This window comes from bacterium SCSIO 12741 (genome assembly GCA_024398055.1).
Taxonomy (GTDB): Bacteria; Bacteroidota; Bacteroidia; order Flavobacteriales_G; family Salibacteraceae; genus SCSIO-12741.
Window position 1 is genome coordinate 2,615,581 of sequence record CP073749.1, and the last position, 25,506, is coordinate 2,641,086.

Sequence of the window (25,506 nt, forward strand, 5' to 3'; positions counted from 1 at the left end):
CCTTAGACTAATATGACCGACGGATGGAAGGATTTCCTGTATTTCATTAAAGTTGAACGCAAGGGGATTGGAGGGATGATTATTCTCATTGGCCTCGCTATAGCCGTTCATCAATGGGTAGCCAGCCAGGATGTACCACTCACTTACGATACCACCCGATACGAAAAGCTTTTGGCCGAATGGGAAAAGAAGGCAGAGTCCCAGGAAGTAGAGGGGAGCCCATTTGGAATTAACGAGGCCGATTCGTTGGATTGGCTATCCATTGGGTTGTCGCCTAAACAAACCGCTGTTCTCCTTAAGTACCGAACAAAGGCTGGAGGTTTTAAGAGCATAGAACAGCTCGACCGCATTTATGTAATTCCTGAGAAGGCCAGAGCATACCTGGATGAATGGGCTTATTTGGATGAGGTTATGGAACCAACTATTCCCATTCGATCCCATGAGAAAAAGTCTTTGAAGAAAGATCTCGTTCGATTTGCTTTTGACCCAAATACACTAAGTGCAGATTCATTGAAACTGCTTGGCCTTTCTGATCGGCAAGTGAAGAATCTGGTTAATTACCGCAAAGCAGGTGGACAATTTTTTCAAGCCAAGGATTTGTCCCGACTGTACACCATTAATGAGGAGTTGAGTCAGGAGTTAGAACCATTTGTTGCCATTGAGCTAACTCAGGATACTGCAGATTCCAAAGAGCATAAATTTGAAACCCTGGCCGAAGTTGAGCTGAATTCAGCAGACAGTATGACCTTGGTTCGGGTTAGGGGAATTGGCCCTTATTATGCCCGATTAATTTTGCGCTATCGAAATCGGTTGGGAGGTTTTTATTCCGTCGATCAGCTTCAGGAAATTTCTAAAATACCTTCTGAAACCATTGAACAAAACCAGTGGAAAGTGGATTCCACTTTGATTCAAAAGATGGATTTGAACCAGGTGAGCTTCAAGGAAATGTTAAGACATCCTTATTTTGACTACTATCACGTCGAAAAAATATTCGATTTCAAGCGCAATAACGGAAAATTCTCATCTTTGCAGGACCTCAAAAAAATCGAGTTTTATGAGCCCGATTTTTACAGTAAGGTTTTTCCTTATTTAACTACTGACTAAGGTGCTTCAAGAAAGAGTAGACAAAGCCATTCGGAATGTTCCGGATTTTCCAAAGCCTGGAATTAACTTCAAGGATATTACGCCCGTTCTTCACGATCCAAAACTCGTGGAAGATTTGGTTATTGATATGGCCAATTGGGCCAAAGAAAAACAAATTGATGCCATTGTAGGTGTGGAGAGTAGAGGCTTCCTTTTTGGCGTACTCTTGGCACAACATTTGAACGTGCCGTTTGTCATGGTTAGAAAGAAGGGGAAACTTCCTTACGAAACCATTTCATACAAATACGATTTGGAATACGGTTCTGCCGAAATTGAGATGCATGTGGATGCCTTGCTACCCGGTAGTAGGGTTTTGGTGCATGACGATCTTTTGGCTACCGGAGGTACGGCTGTAGCTGCGGCCGAGTTGATCCGAATGCAGCAGGCTGAGGTAGCTGGTTTTGCCTTTTTGGTAGAACTTGCTTTTTTAGGAGGAGTAGAGAAACTCAAAACCTATTCCGACAACATTTATAATTTAGTTACTTACTGATTAAAACATTTAGACTATGGAATTTGTGGTAGGGGAGAACCAAAAGATGATTCAAGATATGGTTCGCGATTTTTGTGAAAAAGAGATCCGTCCTCATATTATGGAGTGGGATGAGTCTCAGGAATTTCCTGTTCCGGTTTTCAAGAAATTGGGTGAACTCGGCTTGATGGGCGTTTTGGTACCCACTGAGTATGGAGGGTCCGGATTTGGTTACCGGGAATACTACACCGTTGTTTCTGAAATTGGAAAAGTTTGTGGTTCTATTGGGTTGAGCGTTGCTGCGCACAATTCACTTTGTACTGGACACATTCTTCAGTTTGGTAACGAAGAGCAGAAAAGAAAATATTTGCCCAAGTTGGCTACCGCGGAGTGGATTGGTGCTTGGGGGTTGACTGAGCAAAACACGGGTTCTGATGCCGGAGGAATGTTGACCACGGCTAAGGAAGACGGAGATCACTATGTACTTAACGGATCCAAAAACTTCATTACTCATGGTAAGTCTGGAAACGTAGCTGTGATCATCGCTCGTACTGGTGAAAAAGGAGATTCTCATGGCATGACTGCCTTTATTGTTGAGAAAGGGACTCCAGGATTTTCGGCCGGTAAGAAAGAAAATAAATTAGGGATGCGTGCCTCAGAAACCACCGAGCTGATTTTTGATAATTGTCGGGTTCCTAAAGAGAATATGCTTGGAGAAGTTGGTCAGGGATTTATCCAGGCCATGAAAGTGTTGGATGGTGGCCGCATTTCGATTGCCGCTTTGGGTTGTGGAATAGCTAAAGGAGCCTATGAAGCAGCTGTAAAGTATGCGAAAGAAAGAGAACAGTTCGGAAGACCAATTTCCAGTTTCCAGGCCATTTCCTTCAAATTGGCCGATATGGCTACTGAGATTGAAGCTGCTGAGTTACTAACACTTCAAGCAGCCGATATGAAGAATAGAGGGGAGAAGATGACCAAGGAATCGGCATTTGCTAAGTACTATTCTTCTGAGGTAGCAGTTAGAACTTCCAACGAAGCCGTTCAGATTTTCGGTGGATATGGATACACCAAAGACTTCCCAGTAGAAAAATTCTACCGTGATTCTAAATTGTGCACCATCGGAGAAGGAACTTCAGAAATTCAAAAGTTGGTTATCGCACGTGAAATTCTCAGAGACTAAGGGAATTAAATAAATTGAATAACATTGTTGGTTAATACAATCTTATTTGTATTTTTGCGGCCCAAATAAATTTAGATAGGTATGTTAATTATTCCGGTAAAAGAAGGAGAGAACATCGACAGAGCGGTAAAGAAGTACAAGAAGAAATTCGAACGTACCGGTGTAATGCGTGAATTGCGCAGCCGCCAGAAATTTACCAAACCCTCTATTAAGAGACGTGAGGAAATTTTGAAGGCCATCTACAAAGAGCAAATGAAGCAAGCTGAGGAGTAGGCCCTCACTGTGTTTTAAGATAATTTTTAGAGGAAACAGGCTATAAAAGTTTAACTTTATAGCCTGTTTCTCTTTTTATGCCTATAGAAGAATTTCTTCAATATCTCCAAACCGAAAAACGGGCTTCAAGCCACACCGTAACCGCTTACCAAAACGACCTTACCTCCTTTTCTGATTTCCTAATCGAGTTTTATCCGGACACTACTCCTGATCAAGCCAGTCATTCTATGATTCGAACCTGGTTGGTGAGTTTGGTTCAATCGGGTATATCCAATCGCAGCGTTGGGCGAAAACTATCTGCCTTAAAGTCCTATTACCGATTCTTGCTGAAAAGCGAAGTTATTGAGACTAATCCTGCGGCGAAGGTTACCGCTCCTAAAACAGAAAAAAGATTACCAGAATTTCTGGATCAGCAAAAGGTTCGGGAAATTCAAGAAAATCCGGTAGAAGCTCAGGATGAATCGGCCGAAAGTGAATTTGAGGCGCTCCGAGACCAGTTGATCTTCGATTTGTTTTACCATACCGGCATGCGATTATCTGAATTAATTGGAATTCAGGTCAATGATGTGGATTTGGTAAGCGGCCAGCTTAAGGTATTGGGAAAACGGAACAAGGAAAGGATACTCCCTATTTCTGCGGCGCTTAAAGCAAGTATTGTTAAGTATCTAGAAATACGGCCTACTGTAGCCCTGAAAACGGAAAATTCTTTGATTTTGACCGCTCGTGGTAACAAAGTTTATCCTAAATTAGTATACAGGGTAGTGAGGAGTACCATTGAAAAAGTCTCTTCGAGGGAAAAAAGGAGTCCACACGTACTGAGGCATACGTTTGCCACCCATCTTCTTAATAATGGGGCAGACTTAAATGCTGTAAAGGAGTTGTTGGGGCATGCAAATCTGTCGGCAACACAGATCTACACCCACAACACCTTTGAGAAATTAAAATCCATTTATAAACAAGCTCACCCCAGAGCGTAAAAACAAGTGATTGCTATGAGGATTAAAATTCATTCAATTCATTTCGATGCCGACCAAAAGCTGGAAGGATACATCAATAGCAAGGTGAATAAACTTGACCAGTTTTTTGACAACATTATTGACGGGGAAGTCTATCTGAAGTTAGATAAGGCTGAGAACAAAGAGAATAAGGTAGCTGAAATCAAGATCTCGTTACCGGGAAACGAACTGTTTGTTAAGAAGCAGTGCAAGTCCTTTGAGGAGGCCACCGATACGGCGGTAGATGCCCTCAGGAGGCAGATTAAGAAATACAAGGAGAAATTACGGCAACATTAGTTGCCGTTTTTTTTTGAAATATAACCCTCAAAAAATCAGCCTGATATACAACCAAATTTCCGACAATTTTCACACTCAAATTTTTTTTACTCATTTTCTTTGGTGGAGAAGGTTTTCTTTGCTTACATTTGCAAACCTTTTTTGAGGGCATCACAACAGCCCAGAAAAAGAAGTTCTTTTAAATATTTTCGATGCCGGTGTAGCTCAGTTGGCCAGAGCAGCTGATTTGTAATCAGCGGGTCGGGGGTTCGAATCCCTCCACCGGCTCCTTTCTTTTGGGGAGATTCCAGAGCGGCCAAATGGGGCAGACTGTAAATCTGTTGTCTTTCGACTTCGGAGGTTCGAATCCTCCTCTCCCCACTGGATATTTTGATAAGCGGGAGTAGCTCAGTTGGTAGAGCATCAGCCTTCCAAGCTGAGGGTCGCGAGTTCGAATCTCGTCTCCCGCTCTAATCAAAATATTATTAGGCCGTTGTAGCTCAGAGGTAGAGCACTTCCTTGGTAAGGAAGAGGTCACGGGTTCAATTCCCGTCAACGGCTCTATTAGTGAGTATATAATATAGAACTCAATATACATTTTTGAAAATTAGATAGCTATGGCTAAGGAAACTTTTGATCGTTCCAAACCGCACGTAAATATCGGTACCATCGGTCACGTTGACCACGGTAAAACTACTTTGACTGCGGCTATTACGAGAACTCTTGCAGATGCCGGTTTGGCTGAGCAACGCGATTTCGATTCTATCGATAACGCTCCAGAAGAAAAAGAAAGAGGTATTACTATTAATACTTCACACGTTGAATATCAAACAGCCAACAGACACTACGCACACGTAGATTGTCCTGGTCACGCTGACTACGTTAAGAACATGGTAACTGGTGCTGCTCAGATGGACGGCGCTATCTTGGTTGTAGCTTCTACTGATGGTCCTATGCCACAAACTCGTGAGCACATCCTTTTGGCTCGTCAGGTAGGTGTACCTCGTATCGTTGTATTCATGAACAAAGTGGATATGGTTGACGATGAGGAGCTTCTTGAGCTAGTTGAGATGGAAATCCGTGAATTGCTTGACTTCTACGAATACGATGGCGACAACACTCCAGTTGTTCAAGGTTCTGCTTTGGGTGCATTGGAAGGTAAAGCTGAGTGGCAAGAGAAAGTTATGGAATTGATGGCTGCTGTAGATGAGTTTATTCCACTTCCAGAGCGTGATGTTGACAAAGATTTCTTGATGCCTGTAGAGGATGTATTCTCTATTACTGGTCGTGGTACTGTTGCTACCGGTCGTATCGAGACAGGTGTTATCAACTCTGGTGACCCAGTAGACATCATTGGTTTCGGTGCTGAGAAATTGCAGTCTACCGTAACTGGTGTTGAGATGTTCCGTAAGATTTTGGACCGTGGTGAAGCTGGTGACAACGTTGGTTTGTTGTTGCGTGGTATTGAGAAGACTGAGATCAGAAGAGGTATGGTAATTGCCAAGCCAGGATCTATCACTCCTCACCTGAAGTTTAAGGCTGAGATCTACGTATTGAAGAAAGAAGAAGGTGGACGTCACACTCCATTCCACAATAAGTACCGTCCTCAGTTCTACTTGAGAACTACAGACGTTACAGGTGAGATCGTATTGCCAGCAGACCGCGAAATGGTATTGCCAGGTGATAACCTTACTATTGAAGTACACTTGATTGCTCCAGTAGCTGTTAACAAAGGACTTAAGTTTGCTATCCGTGAAGGTGGTAGAACTGTAGGTGCTGGACAGATTACTGAGATTGTAGAGTAATCCTCGTTTAGAATAAATCTACTAAGGAAGGTGTCCGTCGAAGGCGGGCACCTTTCCTTCGTTTTTACAAAACGGGTGTTAGATCCCGCTTCAATCTGAAAAGAAAAAAAGGGAAACTAACTACCAAACACGGGTGTAGCTCAGTCGGTAGAGCAGTGGTCTCCAAAACCAAAGGTCGTGAGTTCGAATCTTACCACCCGTGCAACTAAGAAAGGAAAACAATGAGTGAAGTAACTAAATACATCAAGGAGTCTTACGACGAGATGGTGCACAAAGTGAGCTGGCCAAATTGGAAGAGCTTACAGAATAGTGCGGTGGTTGTGTTGTTCGCTACTTTTCTTTTCGCTGCTGTAATTTATGTCATGGACCTCGCATTTGGTCAGGCCATGGACTTTTTGTACACCAACATTTTTGGCAACAATTAATCCTGTCAATTTTCATGGCTGAAGAAATTAAAAGACGGTGGTATGTAATCCGTGCCATTAGCGGAAAGGAAAAGAAGGTGAAGGAGTACATCGAGCTTGAAGCCGATCGTATGAATATGAAAGATTACATCTCTCAAGTCCTGATCCCAACCGAAAAAGTATTTCAAATCCGCAACGGTAAGAAGGTAAGCAAGGAGCGTAACTTCTTTCCTGGATATGTTTTGGTGGAAGTTGCCTTGATTGGTGAAGTTCCCCATATTATTAAGAATATTCCCAATGTAATTGGTTTCTTGGGTGCTGAAAAAGGGGGCGATCCAATGCCTCTGCGTCAGTCAGAAGTGAACCGTATTTTGGGTAAAGTTGATGAACTTGCTGAAAGCGATGAAGAATTGAACATTCCGTTCATCGTTGGCGAAACCGTTAAAGTTATTGACGGGCCTTTCAACTCTTTCACCGGTGTGATCGAAGAGATCAACGAAGAGAAGAAGAAGTTGAAGGTAATGGTGAAAATCTTTGGAAGAAAGACACCATTGGAGTTGAGCTACATGCAAGTCGAAAAGGAGTAATGTCTGCTTCCAAGCATTAATATAAAGTTCGTAAGAACAAGGTTAAATTAAAAACAATGGCAAAAGAAGTAAGTGGTCTGATTAAGTTGCAAATCAGAGGAGGTGCTGCAAATCCATCGCCACCCGTAGGTCCCGCACTGGGAGCGAAAGGGGTGAACATTATGGAGTTTTGTAAGCAGTTTAACGCCAGAACTCAAGACAAAGCCGGTAAAGTATTACCTGTTATTATTACAGTATACGCCGACAAGTCTTTTGATTTTATCGTTAAAACTCCCCCGGTTGCAGTACAGCTGAAAGAAGCCGCCAAAATCAAGTCTGGTTCTTCGGAATCAAACCGGAAAAAAGTGGCCTCTGTAAGTAGAGACGTAATTAGAAAAATTGCTGAAGACAAGATGCCTGACCTCAATTGTTTCACCGTAGAATCCGCCATGGAAATGGTGGCCGGTACTGCTCGCAGTATGGGAATTACAGTGAAGGGATAGTCGTCATCTTAAAAAATTAGAATAATGGCTACTTTGACAAAAAAGAGAAAAGAAGCTCTGTCTAAGCTCGACCAGAACAAAAGCTATTCTTTGAAAGAAGCTGCTGATCTGGTAAAGGAAATCTCCACCACTAAGTTTGATGCTTCTGTTGATGTTGCTGTACGCTTAGGTGTTGATCCCCGTAAAGCGAATCAAATGGTTCGTGGAACGGTTACTTTGCCTCACGGTACTGGTAAGGACGTAAAAGTTTTGGTACTGTGTACTCCTGACAAGGAGGAAGAAGCAAAGCAAGCCGGTGCTGACTATGTTGGTCTTGACGAGTACGTTGACAAGATCAAAGGTGGTTGGACCGACGTGGATGTGATCGTCACTATGCCATCTGTGATGGGTAAGGTTGGTGCATTGGGTCGTATTTTGGGACCTCGTGGATTGATGCCAAACCCTAAAACAGGTACAGTAACGATGGATATCGCCAAAGCGGTAAACGAAGTGAAAGCCGGTAAAATCGACTTCCGTGTCGACAAATTCGGAATCATTCACGCTGCCGTTGGTAAAGTTTCCTTTGATGCTAATAAGATTTACGATAACGCTTCCGAGTTGTTGTCTACCATCATCAAATTGAAGCCTGCTGCTGCTAAAGGAACCTATGTGAAAAGCATTTTCCTTTCAAGCACTATGAGCGCTGGTATTCAGGTAGACCCTAAATCGGTTCAGTCGTAAGGTATCTCTTAAATGAAGTAAAGCAATGACAAGAGAAGAAAAAAGCAACGTTATACAGGAACTCGCCGATAAACTGGCAAGTACAGAAGTATTATACCTCACTGACGTGGCCGGCATGAATGCCGAGAACACTGCGAAATTGCGCCGGTTGTGCTTCAACCGCGAAGTGAATTTCAAAGTGGTTAAGAATACGCTTTTGCGTAAGGCCATGGATCAAGTGGAAGGAAATGACTACAGCGAATTGTACGACGTGTTGAAAGGCAACACATCGATCATGATCGCTGAATTCGGTAATACCCCAGCAAAGCTGATTAAGGAATTCAGAGCAAAATCAGAAACTCCGATCCTTAAAGGTGCTTGGGTACAGGAAACCGTATTTGTAGGTGATGACCAGTTGGAAACTCTGGCCAGCTTGAAGTCTAAAAATGAACTTATCGCTGACGTGGTTGCCCTGTTGCAATCGCCTGCTAAAAACGTTATTTCTGCACTTAACTCGGGTGGATCAACCCTGGCTGGTGTAGTTAAAACACTCTCGGAAAGAGCCGAGTAAAACAAAGTAATTTGTTTAGTTAATTAATTCAATTCATTAGTAAAAAATTAAAACTCAATAAAAATGGCTGATTTGAAAGCTTTTGCAGAACAATTGGTAAACCTGACTGTAAAGGAAGTGAACGAACTGGCAGAAATTCTTAAAGACGAATATGGCATCGAGCCAGCTGCTGCTGCTGTTGCAGTTGCAGGACCTGCTGGTGGTGACGGTGGTGCAGCCGCTGAAGAGAAAACGGAATTTGACGTTGTCTTGAAAGCTGGTGGACCTAACAAGTTGAAAGTCGTTAAGCTGGTTAAAGAATTGACCGGTCAAGGACTTAAAGAAGCCAAAGCTATCGTAGACGGAGCTCCTTCTCCATTGAAAGAAGGTGTTGCAAAAGACGAAGCTGAAGCTCTTAAAACTCAGCTCGAAGAAGTTGGAGCTGAAGTTGAGCTCAAGTAATCTTTACATTGATCTTTATTGCGCAAGGTTTAGACCCCAATGTGGGTCTAAACCCTTGTGCGTATATAGCTGTGTGATTGTTTAATTAATTCCCTCAATTGTTCCATGATTCAGCAGCAGAAATCGAAACGAATCAATTTCGGTACCACCAAAAACCAACTGGAATACCCGGACTTTCTGGATATTCAGCTGAAGTCTTTTCAGGACTTCTTTCAATTGGAAACGACTCCCGAGAATCGGGAAGACGAAGGGTTATTCCGTGTATTCAGTGAAAACTTTCCAATCACTGATGCCCGTAACAACTTTGTCTTGGAGTTCTTGGACTACTTTGTAGACCCTCCTCGTTATTCCATCGCAGAAACTATTGATCGCGGTCTTACTTATAGTGTTCCACTTAAGGCCAAACTAAAACTGTATTGTACGGATCCAGAGCACGAAGATTTCGAAACCATTGTACAGGATGTGTATTTAGGTACTATTCCTTACATGACTCCTAAGGGAGCTTTCGTTATTAACGGTGCAGAACGTGTTGTAGTATCTCAGCTTCACCGTTCTCCAGGTGTATTCTTTGGCCATAGCTTCCATGCTAATGGTACAAAGCTTTACTCAGCTCGTGTTATTCCTTTCAAAGGAAGCTGGATTGAATTTGCTACCGATATTAACTCGGTCATGTATGCGTACATCGACCGGAAGAAAAAGTTACCTGTAACCACGCTTTTGAGAGCGATCGGTTATGAGAGTGACAAAGATATTTTGGAGATCTTTAACCTGGCCGATGAGGTTAAGGTAAACAAGACCCAATTGAAAAAAGCGAAAGGCCGTAAGTTGGCTGCTCGTGTATTGAAAACCTGGTTTGAGGACTTCGTGGATGAAGATACTGGTGAGGTAGTATCCATCGAACGTAACGAGGTTATTGTTGATCGTGAAACCCTTCTGGAAGAGGAACACATTGATCTGATTCTGGATTCTGGTTCAAAATCTATTCTTCTACACAAAGAAGATACCAATGCTGCTGATTACACGATCATCTACAATACGCTTCAGAAAGACCCTTCAAACTCTGAAATTGAAGCTGTAGAGCACATCTACCGGATTCTGCGTAACGCTGAGCCACCAGATGAGGAAACAGCTCGTGGTATTATCGATAAGTTGTTCTTCTCCGACAAGCGTTATGACTTGGGAGAAGTAGGTCGTTACCGGATCAACAAGAAGTTGGATCTTAACATCGATATCGATACCAAGATTCTGACGAAAGAGGATATCATCGAGATCATCAAATATTTGATTGAGTTGATCAACTCAAAAGCTGATGTGGATGATATTGACCACTTGTCGAATCGTCGTGTAAGAACGGTTGGTGAGCAGCTGTATAATCAATTTGGAGTTGGTTTGGCTCGTATGGCCAGAACTATTCGTGAGCGTATGAACGTACGTGACAACGAAGTATTTACTCCAATTGACTTGATCAACGCGAAGACCTTGTCTTCTGTGATCAATTCCTTCTTTGGAACAAACCAGTTGTCTCAGTTTATGGATCAAACGAATCCACTCTCTGAGGTTACTCACAAACGTAGAATGTCTGCACTGGGCCCTGGCGGTCTCTCGAGGGAAAGAGCCGGTTTTGAGGTTCGGGACGTTCACTACACCCACTATGGTCGTTTGTGTACCATTGAAACACCGGAAGGACCAAACATTGGTTTGATCTCTTCTATGTGTGTATATGCTAAGGTAAACAAGCTTGGATTTATCGAAACTCCTTACCGCAAGGTTGAAGAGGGTAAAGTAGATCTGAAAGGCGATGTAGTTTACTTAGCTGCTGAAGAAGAAAACGGAATGACCATTGCTCAGGCCAACGCGGTTATTGGAGATAATGGTGCATTCGAATCTGATAAAGTAAAAGCCCGATACGAAGGTGACTTCCCGGTTGTGCCACCAGCAGAGGTAAGTTTGATGGACGTTGCACCTAACCAGATTGCCTCTATCGCGGCATCCTTGATTCCATTCCTGGAGCACGATGATGCAAACCGTGCTTTGATGGGATCGAACATGCAACGTCAGGCCGTGCCTCTATTGCGTCCGGAATCTCCGATTGTGGGTACTGGATTGGAAGAGCCACTGGCCAAAGATTCGCGTGTGTTGATTCAGGCTGAAGGAAACGGTACTGTTGAGTACGTTGACTCTACCAAAGTAACCATCAAGTACGACCGCGATGAGCAGGACGAGTTGGTGAACTTTGGAGATGCCTTCAAATCATACACACTGACTAAGTTTTCGAAAACAAACCAGGCTACTACCATTAACCACAAGCCTATCGTAAGAAGAGGCCAACGTGTGGAAAAAGGTGAAGTACTGGTAGAAGGATATGCAACTCAAGACGGTGAATTGGCACTGGGACGTAACCTGATGGTGGCATTCATGCCTTGGAAAGGTTACAACTTTGAGGATGCGATCGTTATTTCCGAAAACGTTGTTAAAGACGATATCTACACTTCCGTACACGTTGACGAGTACACCTTGGAAGTTAGAGATACTAAGTTAGGTTTGGAAGAGCTTACTGCTGACATCCCGAATGTGAGCGAAGAAGCTACTAAAAACCTGGATGAAAACGGATTGATCCGTGTAGGATGTCACGTTTCTGAAGGAGATATTCTTATTGGTAAGATTACTCCTAAAGGGGAAACAGATCCTACTCCAGAAGAGAAATTACTCCGTGCCATCTTTGGTGATAAAGCAGGTGATGTAAAAGACGCTTCCTTGAAAGTTCCACCATCAGTAGTTGGTGTGGTAACGGATAAGAAGTTGTTCTCTCGCAAGCTTAAAGATCGTAAAGCCAAACTGGAAGAGAAGCAATTGCTCGAAGAGGTAGACGAAGTACACAACAAGAAAATGGCCGATTTGAAATCGAGCCTGGTTGAAAAACTGTTTACCATCGTTAGCGGTAAAACTTCTCAAGGTGTGAACAACAACTTCAAAGAAGAAGTTATTCCTAAGGGAACCAAGTTTACACTTAAGTTGTTGACTTCTGTTGACTATGCAGATATCAGCGCTTCAGGATGGACCACCGATGATGAAAAGAATGGATTGATCAAGCGTTTGTTGCACAACTACCACGTAAAAGTGAGTGAGTTGATCGGAGTAATGAAGCGTGAAAAATTCAAAATCTCTATTGGAGATGAATTGCCACCAGGAATCGTTCAATTGGCTAAGGTTTATGTAGCCAAGAAACGTAAACTGAAAGTGGGTGATAAAATGGCTGGACGTCACGGTAACAAGGGTATTGTAGCCAAGATTGTTCGCCAGGAAGACATGCCATTTATGGCAGACGGAACTCCAGTAGACATCGTGTTGAACCCACTTGGGGTACCATCACGTATGAACTTGGGGCAGATTTACGAAACCGTATTAGGTTGGGCAGGTTTGAAGTTGGGTAAGAAATTCGCAACTCCAATTTTTGATGGTGCTTCCTTGAAGCAGATCGATGACTACTCTGAGCAAGCTGATATCCCAAGCATGGGTCGTACTTTCCTTTATGATGGAGGTACCGGTGAAATGTTTGATCAACCTGCTACTGTAGGTGTGATCTACATGCTTAAACTGCACCACCTGGTTGATGACAAGATGCACGCCAGATCGATTGGACCATACTCCCTCATTACGCAACAGCCATTGGGTGGTAAAGCCCAGTTTGGAGGTCAGCGTTTTGGTGAGATGGAGGTATGGGCACTCGAGGCCTTTGGAGCATCTAACATCCTGCAGGAAATCCTTACCGTTAAGTCGGATGATGTGATCGGTAGAGCTAAGGCTTACGAGAAGATCGTTAAGGGTGAGAACATGCCGACACCGGGTATTCCGGAGTCGTTTAATGTACTCCTGCATGAGATGAGAGGACTCTGTCTGAACATCACCCTGGATTAATTTTTGAATTGTCTTATTGACTTTAAATAATTTCTTTCAAATATGGCTCTTAGGAAAGACAACAAAGTAAACAGCGACTTTAAGAGAATTACCATTAGCCTGGCTTCTCCAGAAATGATCCTCGAGGGTTCTCGTGGTGAGGTTTTGAAGCCTGAAACCATCAACTACCGGACTTATAAGCCGGAACGCGACGGGTTGTTCTGCGAGCGCATTTTCGGTCCTATCAAGGATTTTGAGTGCCACTGTGGAAAATACAAGAGAATCCGCTATAAAGGAATCATCTGTGACCGTTGTGGTGTTGAGGTAACCGAGAAAAAGGTAAGACGTGAGCGTATGGGACACATCTCTTTGGTGGTTCCAGTTGCACACATCTGGTACTTCAAGTCACTGCCTAATAAGATCGGATACTTGCTTGGTCTTCCAAGTAAGAAATTGGATTCGATCATTTACTACGAGCGTTATGTTGTCATTCAACCAGGTGTAGCTACCAATGCAGAAGGTGAACCATTAAACGTTTCTGAATTTCTGACAGAGGAAGAATACCTGGATATTCTTGACACTCTACCTAAAGATAACCAGTATCTGGACGATAATGATCCAAACAAGTTTATCGCCAAAATGGGTGCGGAAGCACTTTACGGATTGTTGGCAAACTTGAAGTTGGACGAATTGTCCTACGAATTGCGTCACAAAGCAAACACTGAAACCTCTCAGCAACGTAAGAATGAAGCTCTCAAAAGACTTCAGGTAGTGGAGGCTTTCCGTGAGGCCAATGGCCGTATGGAAAACCGTCCTGAGTGGATGATCGTGAAGGTAGTACCTGTTATTCCACCAGAATTGCGCCCATTGGTGCCATTGGATGGTGGTCGATTTGCTACCTCTGACTTGAATGACCTTTACCGTCGTGTGATTATCCGTAACAACCGCTTGAAGCGTTTGTTGGAGATTAAGGCACCAGAGGTTATCCTTCGTAACGAGAAGCGTATGCTTCAGGAAGCGGTTGACTCCCTGTTTGACAACTCCAGAAAGTCTTCAGCTGTTAAGACTGAATCAAACCGTGCATTGAAATCCCTTTCTGATTCCTTGAAAGGTAAGCAAGGTCGTTTCCGTCAAAACTTGTTGGGTAAGCGTGTTGACTACTCCGCTCGTTCGGTAATCGTAGTTGGACCTGAATTGAAGCTTCACGAATGTGGTCTTCCAAAAAGTATGGCGGCTGAATTGTACAAGCCTTTCATCATCCGTAAGATGATTGAACGTGGTATTGTAAAGACCGTTAAATCTGCGAAGAAGATCGTTGACCGGAAAGAACCAGTTGTATGGGATATCCTTGAAAACGTATTGAAAGGACACCCTGTACTACTTAACCGGGCTCCAACACTGCACCGTTTGGGTATTCAGGCCTTCCAGCCGAAATTGATCGAAGGAAAAGCGATTCAGTTGCACCCACTGGTATGTACTGCATTTAACGCGGATTTTGATGGTGACCAGATGGCTGTTCACCTTCCATTGGGTAATGCTGCTATTCTTGAGGCTCAGCTTTTGATGCTTGCTTCTCACAACATTCTGAACCCTGCAAACGGTGCTCCGATTGCAGTACCTTCTCAGGATATGGTTTTGGGTCTATACTATACGACCAAGCCGAGAGTAACGTCAGAAGACAGAGTAGTGAAAGGTCAGGGAATGACTTTCTACTCCGCTCAGGAAGTAATTATCGCTTATAACGAGAAAAAATTGGATCTCCACGCTGTGATCAAAGTGAAAGTTCACGATCGCGTTGACGGAGAGCCTGTATTCCATACAATTGAAACCACTTGTGGTCGCGTACTCTTCAACGAAGTAGTACCGGAAGAAGCTGGTTTTATCAACGAATTGTTGACCAAGAAATCGCTTAGAGACATTATCGGTCGTGTATTAAAGCAAACTGGTTTTGCTAAAACAGCGAAATTCCTGGATGATATTAAGCAACTTGGGTTCTACATGGCCTACAAAGGTGGACTATCGTTCAACCTTCAGGACATCGTAATTCCACCCGAGAAAGAAATCCTATTGGACGATGCGAATGCTCAGGTAGAAGACGTGTTGATGAACTACAACATGGGTCTTATTACCAACAACGAGCGTTACAACCAGATCATTGATATCTGGACGCACACCAACTCCAAGTTGACTCACGCTTTGATGACCCGTCTGAAAAATGACAACCAAGGTTTCAACTCCATCTTTATGATGTTTGACTCTGGTGCGAGGGGATCTAAAGAGCAGATTCGTCAGCTAAGCGGTATGCGTGGTTTGATGGCCAAGCCTCGTAAATCCGGATCATCAGGAGGTCAGGAAATTATTGAAAACCCGATTCTCTCTAACTTTAAAGAGGGACTTTCGATTCTTGAGTACTTTATCTCTACTCACGGTGCACGTAAAGGTCTTGCGGATACGGCCCTTAAAACGGCGGATGCTGGTTACCTAACTCGTCGTTTGGTAGATGTATCTCAAGATGTTGTTATTACTGAGCATGACTGTGGAACCTTGAGAGGTTTGACGGCTACGGCTCTTAAAAACAACGAAGAGATCGTTGAATCTCTTTACGATCGCATTTTGGGTCGTACTTCTCTTAACGATATCGTTCACCCTGAAAGCGGTGAGGTAATTGCCGAGGCAACTGCTGAGATTACTGAAGATATCGCCAGAAGAGTGGAAGATGCTGGAATCGAAGAAGTAGAAATTCGTTCGGTATTGACCTGTGAAACCAGACGTGGTGTTTGTGCCAAATGTTATGGTCGCTCATTGGCCTCTGGTAAGATGGTTCAACGAGGTGAAGCAGTTGGTGTAATTGCTGCACAGTCGATCGGGGAACCAGGAACACAGCTTACACTACGTACCTTCCACGTAGGGGGTACTGCATCTAACATTGCTGCTGAATCAAGTATTATCGCTAAGAATGCTGGTAAACTCGAAATTGACGAGTTGAGAACCATCAAGCGTAAGAACGACGAGGGCAAAGAGGTAGAAGTAGTGATTGGCCGTTCTGCTGAGATGAGAATCATTGATCCTGAAACCGGAAGTGTAACAGCGACTAACATTGTACCTTACGGTGCTGAGCTTTACAAGAAGTCTGGTAACAAGGTTAAGAAGGAAGAGCTTATCTGTAAGTGGGATCCATACAACGCCGTTATCCTGACCGAATTTGATGGTAAAGTAGTTTACGAAAACATCATTAGAGGTATTACTTATAAGGAAGAGTCCGATGAACAAACCGGATTTACGGAAAAAGTAATCATCGAAAACCGTGATAAGAAGAAGAACCCTACCATTATTATTCAGAACTCTAAGAACGAGGTATTGCGTTCCTACAACATTCCAGTAGGTGCTCACATTATCGTTGAGGAAGGTGATAAGGTAGAAGCAGGTAAGATTCTGGTTAAGATTCCACGTCAGAGTGGTAAGACTGGGGATATTACCGGTGGTCTTCCAAGGGTAACTGAGCTGTTTGAAGCTCGTAATCCATCTAACCCAGCTGTGGTATCAGCTGTTGACGGTGTGGTTTCATTCGGTAAGATTAAGCGTGGTAACCGTGAGGTTATCGTAGAGACTCGTACCGGTGATATCAGAAAGTATTTGGTTTCCTTGTCTAAGCATATCCTGGTTCAGGAAAATGACTTTGTGAAGGCTGGTACTCCACTTTCTGATGGAGCTACCACTCCAACTGATATCTTGAACATTAAAGGCCCTACAGCCGTTCAGGAATACATCGTAAACGAGGTTCAGGAAGTTTACCGTCTACAGGGTGTAAAAATTAATGATAAGCACTTTGAAGTAATCGTACGTCAGATGATGCGTAAGGTTGAGATCAAGAATTCGGGTGATACTCGATTCCTGGAAAACCAGATCGTAAACAAGACCGATTTCATCGAAGAAAACGATAAGATTTTCGGAAAGATGCTGGTAGAAGATGCCGGAGATTCTGAAAAGTACGTAGCTGGTCAAATTATCACTCGTGTGAATTTGAAGGATGAAAACGCGATTTTGACTCGTAAAGAGTTGAAGCCAATCGTGGGACGTGAAGCAAAACCTGCTATCGGTCAAACGATTCTTCAAGGTATCACGAAGGCCTCTCTTCAAACAGACAGCTTTATCTCAGCTGCATCCTTCCAGGAAACTACGAAGGTGCTTAACGAGGCAGCTGTACGTGGAAAGCAAGACTACTTGCTTGGCTTGAAAGAGAACGTAATCGTTGGTCACCGTATCCCAGCCGGTACCGGTTTGAGAGACTACGAAGATTACATCGTAGGATCCAAAGAGGAATACGAAAAACTAATGGGTGCAAAAGAAAGCGAAGTGGCCCTGGATTAATTATCCGATAACACTTTACAACAATAAAAAAAGCCCTTCTGCAAATTGTAGAGGGGCTTTTTCGTTATACTTGAGGACAGGATTATTAAACGTATTATTTCCGAAAAAATGAGTGATCAACAGGAACAAAAACCAGGACAACTGAATATTGAAATTAGCGAAGAAGTAGCTGAAGGGGTGTATTCAAACCTGGCCATTATAACCCATAGCAATTCTGAGTTTATCGTGGACTTCATTAATGTAATGCCCGGTACTCCCAAGTCGAAGGTGAAGTCGAGAATTGTTTTGAATCCACACCACGCAAAAAGATTGTACAAGGCGCTTCAGGATAACCTGGCTAAGTATGAAGAAATGCATGGTGAGATCAAAGACCATGGAAGTCCGGAATTACCTTCTATTCCGCTAAATTTCGGTGGCCCTGCAGGGGAAGCTTGATGAATATTGAATTTCGAATTCTGAATTCCGAGGTTCGCTGGACGGCAGAACCTTCAAGATTGGAAATTCAAATTTCAGGATTCAGAATTAATAAAGCGCTTTGCGATTAAAGATGATGTAGCCGAAGTGGAAGAGAAAGGTGATAGGAAATTCATCTTCAGGCACCACTTCAGGCACATTGTAATAGTAGTTGAGCCCAGCACTTACCGGTCCGAAAGGTGAGTTGTATACGGCTGTAGCGGTGGCCAGGGAGAATATGGATTCAAACCCTTCCTTGTAGGTCTGAGTCCCATCTTCATTTCGAATTACCTTGGCATAAGGAGCAAAGATGTATCCCTCTAAACGAATGTCGAAATTCTTGATGGGAGATAGAATGAACTTATGTCCTGCACTGGCAAATTGATAAGCCCGAAAAGACTCCAAAAACAGCGTTTGACTCTCTGGGGTAGGTTGGAATGCCGGTGACCGCAAAATACTCGCTGTATAGTTCGAAAATAGGCCCATACTGGAATAAGCAACGTCGCCATACACTCCCAACCGTAAACGACCTTTGGATTTGTAGTAATAATCCATAATTCCACGTACATATACCCATTCATGAGACTTGTAGGAAGGACTAAAATCAGGTGAAGTAGTGCCTGGAAGCGATTCTTCATTACCTACTGAATATCGTGTCTTAAGCGTGAGGTATGCACCTGAGCTTGCATAAATGGGGCGATTTAGGGTGTTATACTCATAGTAGACCCCAGCTGTGTTTGGATGAATTGTGGTTTGATCCGGAATATCCTTGCTGTTGAAATCTCGGGTTTGGTAGTATTCATCCACCAATTCAGAATAGGAATACGTGGCCGCTAATTTTCCCGAGTAGCCAATCGGAACGCCTACCCTAAATGAGGCATAGTTCTCATTCTGGATCAAGTAGGAAGGAATCTCATCTTCAAAAAAGAAACTTTTACTCTTGAAATAGTTCCAACTGTTTTGCACATAATCGGCTTCAAAGTAGAAGGGAACCTTACCTGGAATATCCCATTTTAATCCGGCAAGAATGGAACCATAGAACCGGCCGAAATAGGTATTGGCTTTGAGCTTTAAGGCTGTTTTACCCATGAGGTTGTATTCTACACCAACAAATCCTGTGGATATTGGTCGGTTGGAAACATTACCACCAAATTCGACTACAAGCGGATTTTCGCGGATCACATCTACATGGAGATTGTACATGCTCGTTGATGAATCATATTGGGCTGTGGGGTAGAGGGTATTGATCCGAGAATCGCTAATGGTTCGGTAGAAGGAGCGATTGAAGGTGTTGACATCCATCGACCGCTTGTTTCTCCACAATAGCTTTCTCACATATACTTTCTGCTTGGGCTTAACCCCGTTTATTTCTACTTCATTAAATCGCAGGTCGGATTCGGAGCCTCGAAATTGGGTCCGTTCATATTGAACCTTTTCAGCAGGATTTACGCGATTTACCTGAGTTTTGATACTGTCCAGATAGCGGATAGTAGTTGAATAACCTGAATCTATAACCGCTTTCAAATCCTTAAACTCAAAGGTGCCATTGTTGGTTTGAGGTTCGAGAATCATTCCAGGCGATTTCAAATCGAAATCGGTTTTACTCACCAACATCGATCTAATTTGACTGATCAAATCGTCGCGAGTAGGGGGAGGCTCGTTGGCCGTAACTTTTACCCCAATGATAAAGTCAGGGGCAAAGGTGTCGGTCATGAGTTGATGAGGGAAGTTGTTGTACAGTCCACCATCATAAAGCAACTTGTTACCCACCTTGATGGGTTTGATGTAAAACGGATAAGTAAAAGAGGCTCGTACGGCGGTGCTTAAGTTTCCATCTGAAAAGATGTATTCCTTCTTGTCTTCAATGTCCGCAGCCACGCACCGGAAAGGGACAAATAGTTTGTCAAAATCATAACTCGAAGCGGCTGATGCCTGCGTAAAAAGAGTCATCATTTCAAAATCGACCGGAGCCGGAGAAATAAGGGTGGTGGGAAGAGAGTTGGAGAGTGAAAATTCCTTAGATATTTTCAAGGTGAGCATGGATGCGTTGGGATCGCTGCTTTTGAAATAAAACTGTTCCCTGGCTTCGATTTCACCATGTACCAATTTTTGAAATTTGTCGGAAAGAAAGTAGGCTTCAATTTCCTCTACCGAATACCCGGACGCATACATCGCTCCAACAAAGGCACCTGAACTTGTTCCCGTAATGTAGTCAATTGGAATTCCATTTTCTTCCAGTGCCTTAATCACTCCGATATGAGCCAAACCGTTGGCACCACCTCCACTTAAAACCAACCCAACACGCTGAGCTCTTAACTCAACGGATTGTCCCAACAAGATAAGGGCCAAAATGAGGACGTTTATGTAGGTTTTTAGAGGCAAGGTTTCAAAAGTATTACATTAGGCTGCTGTGGATTTCTCTAATGTGAGCAGTGGTTTCCATCAGTGCCGATCCATACCAAGAGAACAACCGACCATCCACCTGGATGACTTTAGCCTCAGGAAACTCTTCTTCCATTTCGCGTAGATTTCGACTTCCAAAAGGGTAGGGCTCAGTAGATAACATGATGACTTCCGGTTGGAGCAGTTTCACTTCATCCAGGGTAACCATGGGGTATCTTTCCTTACTTGTCCCATAAATATTGGTGAATCCAGCTCGCTCAATCAGGAAAGATATAAAGTTTTCTGATCCACAGACCATCCAGGGCTCCTTCCAAATGAAGTAGGCTGCCCGTTTGGGCGAGGTGATTTTATCGAGGTTATCGAAGTTGTTACGAACGGTTTTTACAAGCGTTGTTGCCTGTTCCATGGTACCGGTCATTTTACCGATTTCACGGAATAACTCAAAACTGTCCTCCAAAGTATACACATCGCTCACCCAAACCGAAAATTCTTGAGCAAGTTCCTCCACATGTTCACGCAGATTCTCTTCCTTGTTGGCTAAAATCAGGTCTGGAGCCAATTCTCGAATCTTGTCGATATCGGGATCCTTGGTACCACCAACAACCGCTTTCTCCTTCCTACAAGAAGATGGATGGGTGCAAAATCGAGTTACCCCGACTACATGGGCGCCAAGACCCAGCCAAAACAAATACTCCGTAATCGACGGAACGAGGGAAACAATACGTTTGGGAACAGAAGTTAGATCCAATTCTCTACCGACCTGATCCCGGAAGTGCATTACTGCATGGCGTCTATAAGATCATACTTGGTGATGATGTGAATCCGATCTTCGGCATCCTTCATCAGTACAGCAGGATTGGAGCGACTGATCAACTTGGAAACTTCTTTCAAGCTGTCATTGGCCTCCACGAATGGGAACGGGTCCTGCATCACTTCTTCCACCGGCTTTTGTCTTAGGTTTCCATCGTTCATCATCTCGTTAAACAAGAAGTGGTCGGATAGAGATCCTACAAACTTGTCTCCATCGCGTACTGGAATTTGGGAGATGTGGAATTGCTTCATTTTGAGCAAGGCATCTTCCACCTTATCCGTGGTACGAACAGTGATCAGATTTTTATCCTTGTGGCTTTCGATAAGTGCCATGGCATTGGATTCTTTTTCCAGGAATCCGCGATCGCGCATCCAATCATCGTTAAAGATCTTTCCAACATATCTACTTCCATGATCATGGAAAAGAACCACCACCACATCATCCGGCTTAAAGCGATCTTTCATTTGAACGATACCAGCCATTGCAGCACCGGCAGAGTTTCCTACAAAGATTCCTTCTTCGCGGGCCAGGTGACGGGTATACAAAGCAGCATCCTTATCATTTACCTTTTCGAAGTGATCGATTACATCGAAGTTCACATTCTTGGGTAGAATGTCTTCACCAATTCCTTCTGTGATATAGGGGTAGATTTCGCTTTCGTCGAAGATGCCAGTTTCGTGGTACTTCTTGAAAACCGATCCGTAGGTATCAATTCCGATAACCTGAACATCCGGATTTTGCTCCTTGAGGTATTTTCCAACACCAGAAATAGTTCCCCCGGTTCCAACACCTACAATGAAGTGGGTGATTTTACCTTCCGTTTGTTCCCAGATTTCGGGACCAGTAGTTAGGTAATGAGCCTTAGTGTTAGATGGATTATCGTATTGATTTACGTAAAGTGAATTCGGTGTTTCTTCCGCCATTTTTTTGGCCACGGAGTAATAAGAACGTGGATCTTCCGGCGAAACATTGGTCGGGCAAACAATTACTTCAGCACCCATGGCACGGAGAATGTCCATTTTTTCTTTACTCTGCTTATCAGCCAGAGTACAAACCAATTTGTAGCCTCTCGAAATACAAGCCAGGGCCAATCCCATTCCGGTGTTTCCACTGGTACCTTCAATAACAGTACCTCCGGGCTTGATCAACCCTTCTTTTTCCGCATCTTCAATCATCTGAAGAGCCATTCGGTCTTTTACCGAGTTTCCAGGGTTGCTGGTTTCTACTTTGGCCAGAACCATGGCAGGCACAGATTGAGCCAGTTTGTTGATCTTAACCAGTGGAGTATCTCCAATGGTTTCCAATATATTGTTGTAGTATTTCATGGTCTTGTTTTACCCTGCAAAGGTATTGGGTCCTAATTGAATTTTATAGACTTTACGGGAGAAATATTTGAAATTACAATGGATGGTAATATGAGCATAATCAAGCACAGAATCAGCGTGCCGATATTGAGCAAAATGAAGGCCGGTATATCCATATTTACCGATACGTGATCAATGTAATAAGATTCTTGAGGAAGCTTCACCAAATGAAATTGATCCTGCAACACGAGTAAGCCGATCCCCAGTACATTCCCAACGATCAATCCTCGGGAGATGAGTAAGCCAGCCATGTAAAGGAATATTTTTCTAATGCTCCAGTTTTCAGCACCCAGAGCTTTGAGAACCCCAATCATGTTGGTTTTTTCCAGGATGAGGATAAGTAAAGCGGTAATCATGTTGATGCCACACACCAGAATCATAAGTACTACAATTACGACAATGTTCATGTCCTGAAGCTCCAGCCAGCCAAATATTTCCGGGTATTGGGTCGTAATAGGAGTCGCATTGAGATGAGGAGGAATGGTTTCATAAACCTCTTTGTTGGCGGCTAACAGATCTTCGTAATCGTTTAGCAAAACTTCAAATCCACTCACTTTATCCGCTTCCCAACCATTTATTTTTTGAATGTGTTTGATGTCCATCAAGACATAATTCTTGTCAAATTGCTGCAATCCGGTATTGAAAATGCCTACCACTTCCATCTTTCGCGGCCTTGATTTTCCATTTTGAATAAAGAAGATAACCACCTTGTCGTGAAGGTGGATTTGCATTTTCTTCGAAATCGTTGAAGAGATCATCAGCTGGTTGGTTTTGGCTGAATCGTTAATCTCAAGTAGGCTCCCTTCTTTCAGGTGTTGCTGAAAAAAAGACCAGTCAAAATCGGTATCTACCCCTTTGGCCAAAACGCCTTGAATCTCTTCCGTGGTTTTGATAATGCCTTCCTTCAGGGCATAAACCTGAATCTTTTTGACTTGCGGCAAATCTTCCAGAGAAGGGTAAAAGGACTGGTTTTTGGATATGGGTTTAAAGTTGAGTGGATTCTCGTAGTTGAATTCCGTGATTTGTACATGGGAGCCGAAGCCAACAACCTTGTTTCGAATTTCGCTTTGAAATCCGGTTACAATGCTGTAAGCTATGATCATAGCTGAGAGGCCCAGGGCAATACCCATCACGGCGAACCACAGGATGATTCGAGTGCCTTTGCTAAAAGTTGTACCGGAGCTGTCGGGGCGGAACACCCGTTGAGCTATGAACAATTCGTAGTTCACAGAAATTAGGGGCTTTGCCTGCAAAGGAAAGCAAAAAGGATTAAAATTTGATGTTGCTTTATGATGAGACGAATTATAGGCCTGATAGTGGTATCTCTCAACCTGATCTTTTGCAGTCAGGCTGTGGCTCAGGTGCCCTATAAGACCGTACAAACTGTAGTGGTAGGAGCAGAGCAGTTTACGCAGTATAGCGACCTACTCGAAGAAGCCCGGGTGGCTGTTGTGGCCAACCACAGCTCCTATGTGGGTGAGGTTCACCTGGTGGATTTTCTACTGGAACAGGAAGTTGAATTGGTCAAAGTATTTTCTCCAGAGCATGGTTTTAGAGGAACCGCCGACGCTGGAGAAATGGTTAAAAACAAAAAGGATCCAACTACTGGAGTGAGAATTGTGTCGCTCTATGGATCCCAGAAAAAACCAACTTTCGACCATCTGGCCGATGTAGATGTGGTCATTTTTGATATTCAGGATGTAGGCGTTAGATACTATACTTACATCTCTACTATGCACTATGTGATGCAGGCTTGTGCCGAAATGGACAAGGCTTTCATTGTTTTGGATCGCCCTAACCCCAATGGATTTTACGTGGATGGTCCGGTGCTTCAAGAGAAGTTTTCTTCGTTTGTAGGTATTCATCCCATTCCACTGGTTCACGGCCTAACGGTAGGCGAGTTGGCTCAAATGATTAATGGAGAAGGCTGGTTGGGCGAGGATCTAAAATGTGACTTAACGGTTATTCCTTGCATCAATTACGACCACAACGATTATTACAAATTACCGATTAAACCTTCTCCAAATTTGCCCAATATGGCATCCATCTATCTTTATCCATCCCTGGGACTTTTTGAAGGAACGGTGGTGAGTGTTGGGAGGGGAACTGAAAAACCTTTCCAAATGATCGGTCATCCGGAAATTGGGACAGGGGATATTCAATTTACACCGGAGAGTGGACCTGGAGCCAAGTATCCCAAGTTGATGGGTGAGGAGTGCAAGGGCTACGATTTGGTGAACTTTGGACTAAACGATATGCCGAAAAGAAAAAGCCTTTACCTGTTTTGGGTTATTAACCTAAAAAAGGAAATCGAAGGCCCCTACTTTTTGGAAAACCACTTTTTCGATTTGCTCGCAGGAACCGATGAATTGCGCAACCAGATTATGGAGGGCAAAAAGGAAGATGAAATCCGACAGAGTTGGCAGCCTGAATTGGATGCCTTCAAGGAAATCAGGAAAAAATACCTGTTGTACGAAGATTTCGAATGATTACCTCTTAAGGATATCGAATCGCTAACTCGTCTTCGTAATACCGAATGACGTTGTTTTTGCGATAATAAATTACGGCCTTAAGGTTACCCTCATTGTCGTAAAACTTCCACATTCCATCGCGGCGATCGTTGTTGTAGAAGGCTTTGGTGTTTGTGGCACCATTGCGATGAAAGTTTTGCCAAATTCCATGGCGCTTTCCCCGGTAATACTGGCCTACTTCCTTTACCTCGCCGTTGCGATAAAAGGAGGTGACTTGTACCATTTGACGGGGAAGTTCCTTAACTTCATGACGAGCATTACCATTAGAAAAGTAGTCTGTTCTGTTTTGGCCTTGAACAGTCCCGAACCCGATGATTAGGGATAATACTATGAGGTAAAATGCTTTCAATGTTAACT

22 protein-coding genes and 5 tRNA genes are annotated in these 25,506 nt (G+C 43.4%); 22 read left to right on the forward strand and 5 right to left on the reverse strand.

Annotated elements, in window-relative coordinates; translation table 11 throughout:
* Positions 1–12 precede the first annotated feature (12 nt).
* From KFE98_11070 to KFE98_11170, 21 genes are all read left to right on the forward strand, one after another.
* The gene (locus tag KFE98_11070; protein UTW60601.1) at positions 13–1,104 is read left to right on the forward strand and encodes a helix-hairpin-helix domain-containing protein; all 1,092 of its coding nucleotides are present in this window, start codon (positions 13–15) and stop codon (positions 1,102–1,104) included.
* Position 1,105: 1 nt separating this feature from the next.
* The gene (locus KFE98_11075) at positions 1,106–1,633 is read left to right on the forward strand and encodes an adenine phosphoribosyltransferase (protein UTW60602.1); all 528 of its coding nucleotides are present in this window, start codon (positions 1,106–1,108) and stop codon (positions 1,631–1,633) included.
* Positions 1,634–1,649: 16 nt separating this feature from the next.
* Positions 1,650–2,792, forward strand: a complete 1,143-nt coding sequence (locus KFE98_11080; GenBank protein ID UTW60603.1) for an acyl-CoA dehydrogenase — start codon at positions 1,650–1,652, stop codon at positions 2,790–2,792.
* Positions 2,793–2,873: 81 nt separating this feature from the next.
* Complete coding sequence (rpsU, locus tag KFE98_11085; GenBank protein UTW60604.1) at positions 2,874–3,065, forward strand: 30S ribosomal protein S21; 192 nt, start codon at positions 2,874–2,876, stop codon at positions 3,063–3,065.
* A 77-nt stretch (positions 3,066–3,142) separates the two neighbouring features.
* Positions 3,143–4,042, forward strand: coding sequence for a tyrosine recombinase XerC (locus KFE98_11090; GenBank protein ID UTW60605.1), 900 nt, complete (start codon positions 3,143–3,145; stop codon positions 4,040–4,042).
* 15 nt (positions 4,043–4,057) lie between these two features.
* A complete protein-coding gene (raiA, locus tag KFE98_11095) occupies positions 4,058–4,357 on the forward strand; it encodes a ribosome-associated translation inhibitor RaiA (protein ID UTW60606.1) in 300 nt (99 codons plus the stop codon).
* A 193-nt stretch (positions 4,358–4,550) separates the two neighbouring features.
* A tRNA-Thr gene (locus KFE98_11100) sits at positions 4,551–4,624 on the forward strand.
* 10 nt (positions 4,625–4,634) lie between these two features.
* A tRNA-Tyr gene (locus KFE98_11105) sits at positions 4,635–4,717 on the forward strand.
* 16 nt (positions 4,718–4,733) lie between these two features.
* A tRNA-Gly gene (locus tag KFE98_11110) sits at positions 4,734–4,806 on the forward strand.
* A 19-nt stretch (positions 4,807–4,825) separates the two neighbouring features.
* Positions 4,826–4,897 (forward strand) — tRNA-Thr (locus KFE98_11115).
* 56 nt (positions 4,898–4,953) lie between these two features.
* Entirely contained in the window at positions 4,954–6,141 is a 1,188-nt protein-coding gene (tuf, locus tag KFE98_11120) for an elongation factor Tu (protein ID UTW60607.1), read from the forward strand.
* A 129-nt stretch (positions 6,142–6,270) separates the two neighbouring features.
* Positions 6,271–6,343: transfer RNA gene (locus KFE98_11125), tRNA-Trp, on the forward strand.
* Positions 6,344–6,362: 19 nt separating this feature from the next.
* Positions 6,363–6,566, forward strand: coding sequence for a preprotein translocase subunit SecE (secE, locus tag KFE98_11130; protein UTW60608.1), 204 nt, complete (start codon positions 6,363–6,365; stop codon positions 6,564–6,566).
* Positions 6,567–6,580: 14 nt separating this feature from the next.
* Positions 6,581–7,132: a transcription termination/antitermination factor NusG gene (nusG, locus tag KFE98_11135; protein UTW60609.1), complete on the forward strand. Its 552-nt coding sequence runs from the start codon at positions 6,581–6,583 to the stop codon at positions 7,130–7,132.
* Positions 7,133–7,188: 56 nt separating this feature from the next.
* Positions 7,189–7,614 (forward strand): 50S ribosomal protein L11, encoded by a 426-nt coding sequence (gene rplK / locus KFE98_11140; protein UTW60610.1) that lies wholly within the window; start codon positions 7,189–7,191, stop codon positions 7,612–7,614.
* Between the two features lie 24 nt (positions 7,615–7,638).
* Complete coding sequence (rplA, locus tag KFE98_11145; GenBank protein UTW60611.1) at positions 7,639–8,334, forward strand: 50S ribosomal protein L1; 696 nt, start codon at positions 7,639–7,641, stop codon at positions 8,332–8,334.
* Between the two features lie 25 nt (positions 8,335–8,359).
* Positions 8,360–8,884, forward strand: a complete 525-nt coding sequence (locus KFE98_11150; GenBank protein ID UTW60612.1) for a 50S ribosomal protein L10 — start codon at positions 8,360–8,362, stop codon at positions 8,882–8,884.
* Between the two features lie 63 nt (positions 8,885–8,947).
* Entirely contained in the window at positions 8,948–9,325 is a 378-nt protein-coding gene (rplL, locus tag KFE98_11155) for a 50S ribosomal protein L7/L12 (protein ID UTW60613.1), read from the forward strand.
* Between the two features lie 108 nt (positions 9,326–9,433).
* Positions 9,434–13,240 carry a DNA-directed RNA polymerase subunit beta gene (gene rpoB, locus KFE98_11160; GenBank protein ID UTW64690.1) on the forward strand — a complete coding sequence of 1,269 codons (3,807 nt, stop codon included), beginning with the start codon at positions 9,434–9,436 and terminating at the stop codon, positions 13,238–13,240.
* 42 nt (positions 13,241–13,282) lie between these two features.
* A complete protein-coding gene (rpoC, locus tag KFE98_11165; protein UTW60614.1) occupies positions 13,283–17,587 on the forward strand; it encodes a DNA-directed RNA polymerase subunit beta' in 4,305 nt (1,434 codons plus the stop codon).
* Between the two features lie 108 nt (positions 17,588–17,695).
* Positions 17,696–18,022: a DUF3467 domain-containing protein gene (locus KFE98_11170; GenBank protein UTW60615.1), complete on the forward strand. Its 327-nt coding sequence runs from the start codon at positions 17,696–17,698 to the stop codon at positions 18,020–18,022.
* An 87-nt stretch (positions 18,023–18,109) separates the two neighbouring features.
* Here KFE98_11170 and KFE98_11175 read toward each other — a convergent pair whose 3' ends face one another.
* Genes KFE98_11175 through KFE98_11190 form a run of 4 tightly spaced genes read right to left on the reverse strand, consistent with a single transcriptional unit; the run spans position 18,110 to position 23,847 of the window.
* Positions 18,110–20,389 carry a patatin-like phospholipase family protein gene (locus tag KFE98_11175; GenBank protein UTW60616.1) on the reverse strand — a complete coding sequence of 760 codons (2,280 nt, stop codon included), beginning with the start codon at positions 20,387–20,389 and terminating at the stop codon, positions 18,110–18,112.
* A 46-nt stretch (positions 20,390–20,435) separates the two neighbouring features.
* Complete coding sequence (locus KFE98_11180; GenBank protein ID UTW60617.1) at positions 20,436–21,221, reverse strand: ABC transporter substrate-binding protein; 786 nt, start codon at positions 21,219–21,221, stop codon at positions 20,436–20,438.
* Complete coding sequence (locus KFE98_11185) at positions 21,221–22,579, reverse strand: pyridoxal-phosphate dependent enzyme (protein UTW60618.1); 1,359 nt, start codon at positions 22,577–22,579, stop codon at positions 21,221–21,223. Before KFE98_11185 ends, KFE98_11180 begins: the two co-directional genes overlap by 1 nt.
* A 32-nt stretch (positions 22,580–22,611) precedes the next feature.
* Positions 22,612–23,847, reverse strand: a complete 1,236-nt coding sequence (locus KFE98_11190) for an ABC transporter permease (protein UTW60619.1) — start codon at positions 23,845–23,847, stop codon at positions 22,612–22,614.
* A gap of 63 nt (positions 23,848–23,910) precedes the next feature.
* On the opposite strand from KFE98_11190, the gene KFE98_11195 reads away from it, so the two are divergent.
* On the forward strand, positions 23,911–25,107 hold the full coding sequence (locus tag KFE98_11195) for a DUF1343 domain-containing protein (protein UTW64691.1): 1,197 nt from the start codon (positions 23,911–23,913) through the stop codon (positions 25,105–25,107).
* A gap of 7 nt (positions 25,108–25,114) precedes the next feature.
* On the opposite strand, the gene KFE98_11200 is transcribed toward KFE98_11195, so the two are convergent.
* A complete protein-coding gene (locus tag KFE98_11200) occupies positions 25,115–25,498 on the reverse strand; it encodes a hypothetical protein (protein ID UTW60620.1) in 384 nt (127 codons plus the stop codon).
* Positions 25,499–25,506: the final 8 nt, after the last annotated feature.